At 51.6% G+C, this 12,861-nt stretch carries 10 protein-coding genes; 6 read left to right on the top strand and 4 right to left on the bottom strand.

From position 1 onward, the window contains the following. Positions 1-7: 7 nt before the first annotated feature. A complete protein-coding gene (locus HG66A1_RS22390) occupies positions 8-1,042 on the bottom strand; it encodes a DUF1559 domain-containing protein (RefSeq protein ID WP_145189273.1) in 1,035 nt (344 codons plus the stop codon). Between the two features lie 384 nt (positions 1,043-1,426). On the opposite strand from HG66A1_RS22390, the gene hemP reads away from it, so the two are divergent. Continuing rightward, on the top strand, positions 1,427-1,609 hold the full coding sequence (gene hemP / locus HG66A1_RS22385; RefSeq protein ID WP_145442152.1) for a hemin uptake protein HemP: 183 nt from the start codon (positions 1,427-1,429) through the stop codon (positions 1,607-1,609). A 61-nt stretch (positions 1,610-1,670) separates the two neighbouring features. Here the strand turns inward: hemP and HG66A1_RS22380 are convergent, their stop codons facing one another. Continuing rightward, on the bottom strand, positions 1,671-2,153 hold the full coding sequence (locus tag HG66A1_RS22380) for a hypothetical protein (RefSeq protein ID WP_145189268.1): 483 nt from the start codon (positions 2,151-2,153) through the stop codon (positions 1,671-1,673). 375 nt (positions 2,154-2,528) lie between these two features. Here HG66A1_RS22380 and xylA point away from each other — a divergent pair, with 375 nt between their 5' ends. The 3 genes from xylA to HG66A1_RS22370 all read left to right on the top strand — a co-directional run bounded on the left by xylA (position 2,529) and on the right by HG66A1_RS22370 (position 7,082). Then, positions 2,529-3,839, top strand: coding sequence for a xylose isomerase (gene xylA / locus HG66A1_RS22375; protein ID WP_145189265.1), 1,311 nt, complete (start codon positions 2,529-2,531; stop codon positions 3,837-3,839). 245 nt (positions 3,840-4,084) lie between these two features. Continuing rightward, positions 4,085-4,249 (top strand): hypothetical protein, encoded by a 165-nt coding sequence (locus HG66A1_RS32145; RefSeq protein ID WP_155366009.1) that lies wholly within the window; start codon positions 4,085-4,087, stop codon positions 4,247-4,249. A gap of 634 nt (positions 4,250-4,883) precedes the next feature. Next, complete coding sequence (locus HG66A1_RS22370) at positions 4,884-7,082, top strand: serine/threonine protein kinase (protein WP_145189262.1); 2,199 nt, start codon at positions 4,884-4,886, stop codon at positions 7,080-7,082. A gap of 34 nt (positions 7,083-7,116) precedes the next feature. On the opposite strand, the gene HG66A1_RS22365 is transcribed toward HG66A1_RS22370, so the two are convergent. Beyond that, complete coding sequence (locus tag HG66A1_RS22365; protein ID WP_145189259.1) at positions 7,117-8,418, bottom strand: radical SAM/SPASM domain-containing protein; 1,302 nt, start codon at positions 8,416-8,418, stop codon at positions 7,117-7,119. Positions 8,419-8,733: 315 nt separating this feature from the next. Here HG66A1_RS22365 and HG66A1_RS22360 point away from each other — a divergent pair, with 315 nt between their 5' ends. Together HG66A1_RS22360 and HG66A1_RS22355 are read left to right on the top strand one after the other, a co-directional pair. After that, positions 8,734-9,900 (top strand): N-acetylglucosamine-6-phosphate deacetylase, encoded by a 1,167-nt coding sequence (locus tag HG66A1_RS22360; protein WP_145189256.1) that lies wholly within the window; start codon positions 8,734-8,736, stop codon positions 9,898-9,900. A gap of 372 nt (positions 9,901-10,272) precedes the next feature. Beyond that, the gene (locus tag HG66A1_RS22355) at positions 10,273-11,766 is read left to right on the top strand and encodes a protein kinase domain-containing protein (RefSeq protein WP_145189253.1); all 1,494 of its coding nucleotides are present in this window, start codon (positions 10,273-10,275) and stop codon (positions 11,764-11,766) included. A 10-nt stretch (positions 11,767-11,776) separates the two neighbouring features. On the opposite strand, the gene HG66A1_RS22350 is transcribed toward HG66A1_RS22355, so the two are convergent. Further along, on the bottom strand, positions 11,777-12,793 hold the full coding sequence (locus HG66A1_RS22350; RefSeq protein WP_194242482.1) for an AAA family ATPase: 1,017 nt from the start codon (positions 12,791-12,793) through the stop codon (positions 11,777-11,779). Between the last annotated feature and the right edge of the window lie 68 nt (positions 12,794-12,861).

The following is a 12,861-nucleotide window of genomic DNA, read 5'->3' as shown; positions in this document are numbered from 1 at the left end:
AGCTGGTTTAGAACTCGCCGATAACTTCTCCACCGCTACGGGTGCTCAGGGCACGATAGGTGCCCAGGTCGATATTTTCGCTGATGGATCGGACTGCACCATCTACCATCAGGGCGTGTACGGTCCCAATGTGATAGCTGCGTGCTGTGACAGCAGCGTAGGTGGGACCGGTGCAGCTTTTGGCTTCCCGGCAGGACGTGTAGTCACCCGCATCGATGGCGCCGCCACCTGCACCGGGGACAGCAACTTTGGTATTGGGGGGCAATGTAGTAGTAAAACCGGTCTGGTGGACGCGACCATCGACCCATTCTGTGTGGCCACTATTGGCTTTATTGGAACCGCCCCCACTGATCAGGGCTTCCACATCACCGGCGACACTGGGCACGGTAGAAGTGCCTGCATCTCCATCGCGGTTATAAGCGGTAAATGCTTTTACCTCTGCAAAACAGAGCGTGTTGCTGGTTCCGTCTGTGAAGTCACGTGGTTTCGTTTTACTGTTCGGAAAGAACGCACCGTCTCCGCCACTCAGGCTGGAGTTAGTAAAGACACGCCAGGTACCCCCGTTGTAACCATAGCTGATGGGGTAATGTTCGGGGTTGCCTGAAGAATCGGGACGAATTTTGTCATTCACTTCACTGGGGCAGAGCAGGAAGGGAATGCGGGTGTAGGCGATCGAAGGATCGCTCTGATTCTCATAGCTGCGTGTGAAGTCAATGTTATTGAACAGATTCGCTCCATCCGCAAAGGGAAGGATGCGAGCGTGAATCGACCACTGACCACCTTCAGTGAAAGTTCCTCCGCCAGGACCAGCACAGAAAGCGGGAGGAAACGCGGTATAAGCACTCAGGTAGTTATGCAGAGCCAGACCAATCTGTTTCAGATTGTTTTTGCACTGGCTGCGGCGGGCAGCTTCGCGGGCCTGCTGGACGGCGGGGAGCAGCAGAGCGATCAGAATCGCAATGATGGCGATCACCACCAGAAGCTCAATTAACGTAAAACCACGTCTGCCGAACATTCGGCTCTCTTGAGAACGTTGCGCCATTTCTCTTCTTTCCAGTAAAAAAGATTCAGGCAACGTGCTCGTGTACATGTGGTATGCAACGTACAAATCAGATCGCCTCGTGATCTGAGTGATAGCCGTCTTGCCGAAATTATCAGTAAATTCTCTGAGACAGGATAATCAGTCCCAGTTGACATTGAGTCTCAGGTTCATTATGTTAGCCGTCAGTTGTGCTGGAAGCAAGCAACTCTCTCTCAGAAAGCATACTTTTTTCGGATGTGTTCCTGGGAAAAGAAAAAACTTAGCTGACAGCTGTACTGATGATGGGCAATTCATTCGGGAGTGGGAATCTGTACGATCCACTGCCGGGGGCGTATTGAATTGCGAAATACAAAATTCACTTTGTTGAGTAACATGAACCTAATTATGAGCGAATCAGAGAAGCTTGAACGCCCGGCTACCGCTACCAATGCGCAAGAAGAAACCCCAACTGATGTCATTGAATCCGATGCCATTTTGAATGGAAAGCAGGAAGTCCTGATCCAGCATGGCGAGACGACTTATCGGTTGCGAATCACACAGAACGGCAAGTTGATTCTGTGTAAATAAGCCTGATCCCGGGAGTATATGCCTGCTATCAGTTGCGCTACTGTTCCCGTTTTTTTCAGGTTTACTGCGAGAATGCGATCTGCAGGCTTTCCAGAATGTCCTGCTCGAGGGCCGGGTCTCTCCCCAGAGGGATCCAGCCATCCGGGTTGCTGCGTTCTTCGACCAGGTTCAAATCACGTCTCAGGCTGAGTTCCTGTTGAAACGTGGCGCCGCCAGGCGCACTGGCGGTGGGGGTAGTTACGTCCTCGATTTCCTTGAACGCTTCCACTCCGAGCAGGTACCCTCCCTCGATCGGGGTGACACTGACGAATACTCTGCGGCGGATGGACTGCAGCGTGCTTTCCAGACGGTTATCAAAGCCGACCGAATCACCGTGCCAGGGCTCAAGCAGGTTGGCGCCGACTTTGTATTCGGTTTCGATGCGGCCATCCAGCTTGTTCTCTTTGGCGATGGCGAATTTGTAGTTGTGGATGGTATCGACTATCCGTTCCCAGACGACGTCCTGGTTATTTCCTGAGATCTGGATCGGGTTAGAGGCCTGCATCGGCGCAGGTTGAGACAGGCCAGATGCACAACTGGTGCATAGCAGACATAAGCCAATAAATTTCAGAAGGTTACAGCTCATTGCTGATTGACGCCATTCTGGCTGCTGTACGCAAAATTAACAGGATCGTCAGGCAGATTTCAGAGCGAAAGCCCCTCTCCGCCATGGAAGGGAAAAGTGCAGGGGAACTTGGAAATGGTACTTCAACTGCCCAGTTTCCCAGATTGAGAAAATTGAGGCAAGATCACTTTGAAAATCCATTCGTAATGTTTGTTCAATAAGCTTCCGAGCCTACTCTCGAAGGGATTTTCTGTTTAGAATCTTTGTTTGAAGTGATTGTCTTTAAACGTTTTAACCACATGACAGGTGCGCCCCATGGAATACTTTGCAGACGTCCCCCGAATCGAGTACGAAGGCCCGGAAAGCAAGAATCCCCTCGCATTCAAACATTACAACCCAGATGAGCAGATCGAAGGGCAGTCGATGCGGGATCTGTTGCGGTTCAGTGTCTGTTACTGGCATACATTCCGCGGTACCGGCAGTGATCCCTTCGGGGCAGGTACTTTGCAGCGTCCGTGGGATGATGGCTCGAACTCAGTCGAAAATGCGCTGAAGCGGGTCGATGTTGCTTTTGAATTCTTCGAAAAGCTGCAGGCTCCCTATTACTGTTTTCATGACAAAGATGTCTCTCCCGATGGGGACACGCTGAAAGAAGCCAACGAGAATTTTGACCGCATCGCCGACAAACTTCTGGAAGCCCAGGAAAAAACCGGAATCAAACTGCTGTGGGGAACAGCGAATATGTTTTCCCATCCCCGCTTCCTGCACGGAGCTGCCACCAGCCCGAACGCAGATGTCTTCGCTTACGGAGCCGCCCAGGTCAAAAAAGCAATGGAAGTCACGCATCGACTGGGAGGCGAAAACTATGTTTTCTGGGGTGGTCGCGAAGGCTACATGAATCTGTTCAATACCGACATGAAACGGGAACTCGATCATCTCGCCCGATTCATGCATATGGCAGTAGAGCATGCCCAGAAGATTGGCTTCAAAGGGCAGTTCCTGTTCGAACCGAAGCCGAAAGAGCCAACCAAACATCAGTATGACTTCGATGCTGCCGCCTGTCTGAACTTTCTGCGGTCGTATGATCTGCTGGACCATGTGAAGCTGAATATTGAAACCAATCATGCAACGCTGGCCGGGCATACCATGATGCACGAACTGGTTTACTCATCGATTCAAGGGGCACTGGGCAGTATCGATGCTAATACCGGGGACCTTCTGCTGGGCTGGGATACCGACCAGTTCCCGACAGATATCTACCTGACCACGCAATGCATGCTGGCGATTCTGGATCAGGGGGGACTCGCACCCGGCGGCGTCAACTTCGATGCCAAAGTCCGGCGGGAAAGCTTTGAACCGATCGATCTGTTTTACGCCCACATTGGCGGCATGGATGCGTTTGCCCGCGGTGCGCGGATTGCGTCCCAGATTCGCAAAGACGGTATCCTCTCTGACTTCGTATCGAAACGTTACGCAAGTTACGACGAGGGCATTGGTGCACAAATCGAAGCCGGCAGTGTGAACTTCAGTGACCTGGAAGCCTACATGCTTGAGAAAGGGGATTCTGCTCCCAACTCCAGCGGTCGCCAGGAATGGATTGAAAATGTCATCAATGATTATATCTAAAATTCAAAACCCGATATGTTAAAGAGAACAGGCCTCTGTGAAGTAATTCGCAGAGGCCTGTTTTTTGCTCAGGGGACCAAAAATTATTTTTTTCGCTGCACGCTCTGATCTGTGAGCTAGGCTTTTAAATGGATCTGTAAACGGTTTGACCCACTGATCTAGAATCCAGACCGGGTTCGTTTCTGACAGCAGAGGTCAGCGCTCTACAGATCGTATCAAGTTCACGCATCATTTGAGGTGACATCATGATCGACACGATTCTGGAAACCTGCCACGAGTACTCCAATTTCTACATCAACTATCTCAACAAACGCTGGGATAATATTTCGCCGATGGAGTACGGCATCGTTCTGGTGGTCATCGCATTCATCGGCTGGCTCTTAATGCGTAACGGCATGCGCAAAGTCTGATTGTAGTTCTCGGAAACTGATTCCCGTGAATTCCAGAATTCACGAAGATCTCCTCTTGTAGGCACGGGGAAAATCAGTAAGATTCCCGGTCCCTTGAGGGAATGAACTCCCATCTGGGAGGCACGGAGCGGCAGATGTTTTTCCGTTTTTTTTGAAAATCGGATCAAACCGTTACGCCCTGAAATGCCGATGTTGATAACTATCCTGAAAATCAGATATCTGATTTTAACCAGACATTCTGACGCAGGGTGAATTTTCGTGAAAACGCGGAAAACTCCCGTCGACGACTGTCAGGACGATGCATACAATTGAAACAGTATCCTGTCATTCTTTATTCCGTCGGAGGATCCTAAACCTTAGCATGGACCGGAATCAATAGTGGTGAGTGCCTGGCACTACCCGATTCGCCGTCCTTCTTGCAGCGACCCCACCGTCGCAATGTAATGGCAGATACTATAAAAGTCGTGACCTGAAACAGGCACGGCTTTTTTTATGCGCCTTGATCGTGATATCCGGCAACTGATTCGGTCTACTTCCCCACGAAACAGGATTCATTTCTTGCTGAACGCCCGGAGAGATGTCAGAATTAAGAACCTGAGCCGTTTTCTCCCCGTATCTGCTGAAATCCTGATTCATGAACGCATCGAAGACTTCACTGGGACGATCGTTTTCCCGCTCTTTTATGAAATCGTTTACCCGTTCCCGGCTCTTTTCCAAACGGAGCATGTGGATCTGGCCGATTGCAGGCACGATTCTGCTGCTGTTTCTGGGGTTGATGGTCCGGTCGATTGTGGAGACCTCGAGTCGGGAGAACGTTGCCAATAATCTGCAGACAATTCTGGACGCCGATGTGGCTGCGTTGAAAATCTGGCTGGCACGAGAAGAATCTCTCGCGGAGGTGCTGGCCGAAGAGCCACGCGTCCGCAAACTCACTGAAGAATTGATCGGCATTGAGCAACAGGATCCGGACAACCGGGATGCTCTACTGCATTCCCAGTCGCTGGATGGTTTGCGGGAAGAATTCAGTTCCGAGCTGGAGCATCTGGGATACCTGGATGTGGGACTGTTCAATCTGGCTGGCAAAGTTCTGGCCTCTTCACGTGACGAGCCGATCGGCCGTGCGGATCTTCCGATTCAGCAGTCTGCTCTGGAGCAGGTTCGTGAAGGGAAAGCGACAGTCACGCGTCCCTTTGAAAGTCTGTTCGCCCGCAAAACGGATTCAGGAGAATTAAAAACCGGGCTCCCAACCATGCTGGCGATGGCGCCAGTGAAGGATGCAGACGGAAAACCGATTGCTGTCCTGGCGCTATTGATCAAGCCGGAGCAGGATTTCACACGGATCCTCTCGGTCGCCCGGGCGGGGAAAACTGGCGAGACCTATGCCTTCGATAAAGATGGTGTCATGCTTTCGCAGAGTCGGTTTGAAGATGATTTAAAACTGATGGGGCTGATACCCGACCGCGAAGACGCCCAGTCGATCCTCAATGTGCAGGTACGCGATCCTGAAGTCAACATGGCACGCGGGAACCGTCCTACGAAACGCATGGCCGAACGCACGCTGACCCGCATGGCAGCCTCTGCCGTTCAGAATGAGAGTGGCATCGACGTCGAAGGCTACAGCGATTATCGCGGTGTTCCGGTTGTGGGGGCCTGGACCTGGCTGCCCGAATACGGAATGGGCGTCGCTACCGAGATGGATCAGTCAGAAGCTTACCGCTCGCTCTACCTGTTGCGTTATACATTCTGGGGGCTGTTCGGCCTGCTGATTGTGGGCAGTATCGTCATCTTTATCTTTACGGTCATCGTGGCGCGAAAAGAACAGGAAACCCGGCGGGCGGTAATTAAAGCAAAACAGCTGGGCCAGTATGCCCTGGAAGAGAAGCTCGGAGAAGGGGGCATGGGGGTCGTCTATCGTGGACAGCATGCCATGCTCCGCCGACCGACGGCTATCAAATTGCTGGATATCGAAAAAACGACCGACGAAGCAGTAGCTCGTTTTGAACGGGAAGTACAGCTGACAAGTCAGCTTAATCATCCGAATACGATTGCGATCTACGACTACGGCCGTACTCCGGAAGGAGTTTTCTATTACGCCATGGAACTGCTGGATGGCATTGACCTCGATGATCTGGTCAAACAGTTCGGCCCCCTGCCTGAAGCTCGGGTGATCCATCTGCTCAAGCAGGTCGCTGGTTCCCTCGCGGAAGCACATCAACTGGGAGTGATTCACCGGGATGTGAAACCGGCCAATATTTTTCTGACGCATCGAGGGGGCGTTTACGATTTCATCAAGCTCCTCGATTTTGGACTCGTCAAAGCCGTGGATGGTCGAGAGCAGGCTACGCTGACCTCGACGAACGCGATGGCGGGGACCCCCATGTATCTCTCACCAGAGGGAATCAAAAATCCGGACCGGGTCGATGCACGCAGTGACCTGTATGCCTTCGGAGCGGTCGGCTATTATCTACTCACGGGAACCACCGTCTTCGATGGAGAATCCATCATTGAGATCTGTATGAAGCATACTCAGGATGATCCGGAATCTCCTTCCGAGCGACTGGGAAAGCCGGTCTCGGCCGACCTGGAGCAGATCATTATGCAGTGTCTGGAGAAAGATCCCGATAAACGGCCTCAGTCTGCTTCAGAACTCGTCTTGTCCCTGACACGTTGTGAGGAGGATGGGCAGTGGTCCCTGCTGGATGCCAGCGAATGGTGGAAAGTAAATATGGAATCCAGGGCCGCTCTGGAAAAAACCGCCACAGATGTCCCACGCATTCGGAGTGCTTCGGCTGATGCCACGCTGATCGTGAATTTAGCGGAAGAGGATGAGTAAGCTTCCTGCCGGGTAAGCCGATCAGAGAACGCTGTTATTTCAACGCTTCCAGGGGAATGAAATCGGGAGGATTTCCGGGAGTGGTTGACTCACTGCGATTCGCCAGGATTCCGGGAGCTGCAGTCTGGCTATGGTCCGTTCCCTGGTAGACGCCGAAATCGTTAAAGAAGAATTTCTTGGCAATGCGGTAGACCCAACTCTTCTCGGGAACTTCATTCCCGGGTGAATATTGGGAAGTGCGCGTTTCCAGATTCTGCAGTTCCTGCATCGCCTGTTTGCGGAACGTGGAGTCTTTGGCGCCATGCTTTTTGACCAGATCTTCGAGCAGATCGGGCCGCTCCAGAATGATACAGCCACGCGTGTTTTGCTGAACGACGTGTCGGAAGTCTTTCAGGAACTCCGACTGCACGAATTTTTCCTTCAGTGTTTTGGATTCATCGTGGATGGAATCGGTGGCGAACTGAATCACGGGGCAGGGCTCAATATCGCCCCAGGGATTGATGTGATGGCTGAGACCGGTCGCTGCCGGACAGAGTGCGGTTCCATCATGATCAAAGTAGGCGTCGATCACTCCGATCGGTTTGCGGGCCCGGATATCCACAACGAATTTGCGGGCTCGTAACTGCTCTTCCGGAGAGAGCGCCAGTTCCGGGTTCGGATCGGGGCCGGCGACACGGTAAATGTGATACCAGGTATACATGACCCCCATGTCAATCAGCTTGTCGACCCATTCTTCAGTCAGCAGGTCATCAATGTTCGACTTGCATAAGCTGGTGCAGACACCGGTGAGCAGTTTGTTATTCAGACAGTTCTGAATTCCCTGCATCGTTTTGTTGTAGACATCGCTCCGCCCGCGACGCTCATTGCTGATGATCTCGTTTCCTTCCACGCTGATCAGCGGAGTCGCGTTGCCGAGTTTTCGCAGCTTCTTTGCGATCTCGTCGGTAATGAACTGTCCGTTCGTGAAAATCTGGAAGTAGCAGTCGGGATGACGTTCCAGAATTTCCAGCAGCTGGGGATGCATGAATGGCTCACCCCCCAGGATACCGAAGAAGGAGTTGCCCATCTCCTTGGCTTCGCCGATCAGCTTTGACATCGCCTCGACATCTATCTTTTCCTGTTTGGCGGCGACATCGACCCAGCAGCCCTGACAGCGCAGGTTGCAGCTGTTGATCACCGAGACATAGAGGAAGGGGGGGAAAAACTCACCGCGTTTCAGGCGTTTTTTGTGTTTGTGAACCGAGAGGGCACCTTTGAAACCGAAATTGTAAGCCAGTTTCCAGACAAGTCTTTTGTCTGTTTCCATTAAGACGCGTTTGGCCATTTTCAGATACATGAAGGCACTCAGTTCCCCTACGGGTGTTGAATTACTGAACAAATATAATTTTTACTATCAATTCTACTCATTCAGGCGCGGTAAAACACCCGTTTCCCTCAAAAAATACATAGAATTTTCCTGCGATACATAAACATAGATTCTCGCACTGTAAATTGCACGAATTTCATGGTATAAGGCAGTGTTGAGGAAATTCTTTTTTTGACATTGAGGTACATTTCTTATACTTTCTAAGTTTAAATAAACCTTAGCTAGCCGCTTATTCGTGAACCCAATATTTTCTTTTACAAATTGTTTTAGAGCTCGAGGCAATTGATGGAGTTAGTCGGACGAAGATACGATACATTTGAGGCTGTCAGTGTGAAGATCAAGGGAAACAAGATCTCTTCGATTGAGCTGCTGCCTGATTCAGAAGCAGCCGGACTGCCTTTCATTGCTCCATCAATGTTTGATTTGCAGATCAATGGCCACGGTGGGATCTGGTTCAACAAACCAGGTCTGACTTCAGATGAAGTCTGTCAGGTAATGGAGAAACATTACCAGTACGGCATCACCCGTCTTTGTCCCACACTGATTACGAGTTCCTACGAAGACTACGTCAGCGGCTTCTCTGCCATTCGTCAGGCGTGTGAAGAAAATGACTGGGTGGAGCAGATGGTTCCCGGTTGCCATCTGGAAGGTCCCTTCATTTCGCCGATTCAGGGACCCCGTGGTGCTCATCCGCTGGATCAGGTTCGCCCTGCCGACTGGGATGAATTCAGCCGCCTGCAGGAGATTTCCGGAAATCGCATTCGTCTGATTACTCTGGCCCCTGAAGTCGATAACGCCATCCCCTTTATCAAAAAAGCCGTTGCCTCAGGGGTTGTTGTCTCCATTGGGCATACTGCTGCAGAACCCGAGCAGATTACCGAAGCCGTTGATGCAGGGGCTCGCCTGAGTACTCACCTGGGCAATGGCGCACATGGAACTCTGCGTCGCCACCCGAATTACATCTGGGAGCAACTGGGTGAACCGCGTCTGATGGCCAGCATCATCACAGACGGACATCACCTGCCCGCCAGTGTGGTCAGAACCATTATCAAAACCAAAGGTGTCGAGAATGTCGTGATTACCTGCGACGCCTCAGGTCTGGCCGGGTCTCCCCCCGGAATCTACGATGAGGGTTCCGTTAAGATGGAAGTCCTGGAAGACGGCCCGATCGTCATCGCCGGTCAGCGGCAGTTACTCGCTGGCTCCGGTCTGGAGACAGATACCTGCGTCACCACCGCCATCGACATGGCTGGAATCACTCTGCAGGAATCTCTCGACATGGCTGGCTTGAACCCTGCTCGACTGCTTGGGTTTGAAGAAATCAAGCTGGAAGTCGGTTCCCGGGCCGATCTGATTCTCTTCCACTACGAAGGAGCAGGATCCCGGATGAATATTCAGACCGTTTTATCCTGCGGTTCCGTCAAATACGGCACACTGCTCGTCAATTCCTGAAATTGTGCTGCTTAAAACGAATACGCTCATTTCACCTCAGAAAAAGTTAAAATAATTTTCTGCTCGCGTGTTCACTGATTCCCTTCCGCCATTTTCAATGTTATAATTTGATATTCATATTTCAGACATCAAACTTTCATCAACGGAATTTTGTGTCTATTTGAGGGCCTTTGTTTTATTATTATTTTCGGGCTCGCAATTCTAATTGGGATGGTACCCGGTAGTCGGATCTCAGTCCAAACGAGTTATTCATTTTTTTGATTCGCCAGTTTTGGGCAGGCACATCAATCAGTGATGTGTAGCCACCGTACTTATTTGTTTGCTGAGTAACGATTCTTTGCCTGGTGTGCATCAACAGGGCATGGACTACGAATGATTTTTTTCAATAAGAAGTCGCGCAAAAAGAAACTCAGTGCGCAGCTGATTGATCTGAAGCTCGTCAAACCAGACGAGATGGATGCCTGCCTGCAGGAACTTCAGGACAAAGCAGCTGATGACGATCAACTGATTCGGTTACTGGAACGCAAAAACCTGATCACCTCATTTCAGGCCAGTCGACTGAAAAACAATGAGTTCGAAGGGCTCGTTCTGGGCGGCAACAAGCTGATGTACCAGAACGCTTCCGGAAGTTTTGCCCGCGTCTATCGCGCAGAATCTCTGGAAGATGGACGCATGATTGGCGTCAAAGTGCTTCGGCAACGCTGGGCTCAAGATCCCGATAACATAAAAATGTTTCGCCGGGAAGCAGAAGTCTGCAAGCAATTCAAACATAAAAACATCGTAGAGATTTTCGATGTCGGCGTGCAGGACGATATTCACTATTTCACCATGGAGTTTGTGGAAGGTGGAAATCTGCGGGACTTTATCACTATCCGCAAAAAGCTCTCTCCCCTGGAAGCCGTCAATTACACCATCGATATCTGCGAAGGGCTGGAGTACGCCAACCGTCTGGGGTACACGCACCGCGACATGAAAGCGACCAATGTGCTCATGTCGATTCAGGGAGTGGCCAAGCTGATTGACTTCGGTCTGGCTGGTGAAGATGATGCCGCCGGTGCTGGTGAAGCACATCAACGCGCCGTCGAATACGGAACGCTGGAAAAGTCAACAGGGGCTCCCCGAAATGATCCCCGCAGCGATCTCTATTTTGTGGGCACCATCTTTTACGAGCTTCTCTGTGGCAAACCTCCTTTCCCACGCACGAAAGACATTGAGGAACGCAAGCGGCCGACCCGCTATTCACAGGTACCTTCGATTACTACGATCGAGCCCGATCTGCCTGAAGCCGTCGTAGACGTACTGGAAAAACTGATGGCCTATCTGCCACAGGTTCGGTATCAGACGGCAACCGAAGCGGTTCAAGATCTCCTGGAAGTCCGTGCTCAGCTCAGTGGAGCGGAAGAAACACCAAGACCACAGACAACCGCGGATGTCAAAGCGAGTGCTGAGCAGGATCTGAAAATGGCAATCGCACCACCGACAATCCTGTGTATCGAGAATCGTTCCAAACACCAGGATGTCTTGCGGGATTACCTCACTAAACACGGTTATCGTGTTCTGATTTTAAGCGATCTGGATCGGGCCATGCAGCGGGTGAAAGACAATGCCCCCGACTGCATTGTCTTCATGGAAGATTCCATCGGCGAAGGGTGTGTCGAAGCCTTCAAACAGGCACTCGCCATGGATCCGGATCTGGCAGCCATCCTGGTTCTGTCAGAGAAGAATGCCGCGATCAAGAAAACGCTGAAGAAGACTGATCGCTCCCGGATTCTCGTTCAGCCGATCAAAATTCGTAATCTGCGGGCCAAAATCCAGAAGGTATTGCAGCATCAACTCAATGATTCTGCAGAGCTGACTGCCTACTGAAATTCCCACTTCACTCATACTTGGGAATGTTGGGTTCCGGAATTTCTTCGAGCAGACGTCCGATGATATCCTCAGTGACCATCCCCTCGGCCTGCGCCTGGAAGTTCGTAGAAATACGATGACGGAGCACGGGGACTGCCACGCGACGAATATCATTGAGCGAGACACTCGCACGACCGTCCATGGCGGCAATGGCTTTGCCTCCCGCGATCAGATACTGGCCGGCACGAGGGCCGGCTCCCCAGTCAACCATCTGCTTGATGAAGGCTGGCGCAGAGCCGTCACTGGGCCGAGTCGCACGGACCAGTCGCGTAACGTAATTGATTGTCAGCGGGCCGACTTCGATCATGTTGATTTGCCGCTGCAGGTATAAAATCGACTTGGCGGAAAGGACTTTGCGAATTTCCGGTTTCTCGCTGGAGCTGGTGGCGGCCAGAATCTGTTCTTCCTCTTCCAGGTTCGGATACTCCACCTTAATGTTAAACATGAATCGGTCGAGCTGCGCTTCTGGGAGGGGGTAAGTTCCTTCCTGTTCGATCGGGTTCTGGGTGGCGATCACAAAAAACGGTTCCGGCAGGTCATAGGTGGTCTGCCCCACCGTCACTTCCCGCTCCTGCATCGACTGCAGTAAGGCAGCCTGTGTCTTAGGCGGAGTTCGGTTGATTTCATCAGCCAGCAGAATGTTGGTAAATACAGGGCCCTGAACAAATCGGAACGAGCGGCGGCCCGATTCTTCCTCTTCCAGCACGTTAGTGCCGGTAATGTCTGAGGGCATCAGGTCGGGGGTGAATTGGATTCGTTTGAACTCACAATCCAGAATGCGGGCAATGGTACTTACCAGCAGGGTTTTCGCGAGTCCGGGTACCCCGACCAGCAGACAGTGGCCCCCCGTAAATATCGCCGCGAGGATCTGCTCGATCACTTCATCCTGGCCGATCACGACCTTATGCAGTTCGTCCACCATCACGTCATGGTGACGTTTGAGTTTCTCCAGAAATTCGTCAAAGTCGCGTTTTTCGGTAGCCAAGGGATTTCCATTCTGTCTCGTGGTTCAGGCCTGACTGACTCAAAATGCTGACCGGCATAGATCATCAA

The sequence above is a fragment of the Gimesia chilikensis genome, from assembly GCF_007744075.1.
GTDB classification, from domain to species: domain Bacteria; phylum Planctomycetota; class Planctomycetia; order Planctomycetales; family Planctomycetaceae; genus Gimesia; species Gimesia chilikensis_A.
Note: the sequence above shows the minus strand (reverse complement) of the source record. Positions and strands in the feature narration are given on the sequence as shown.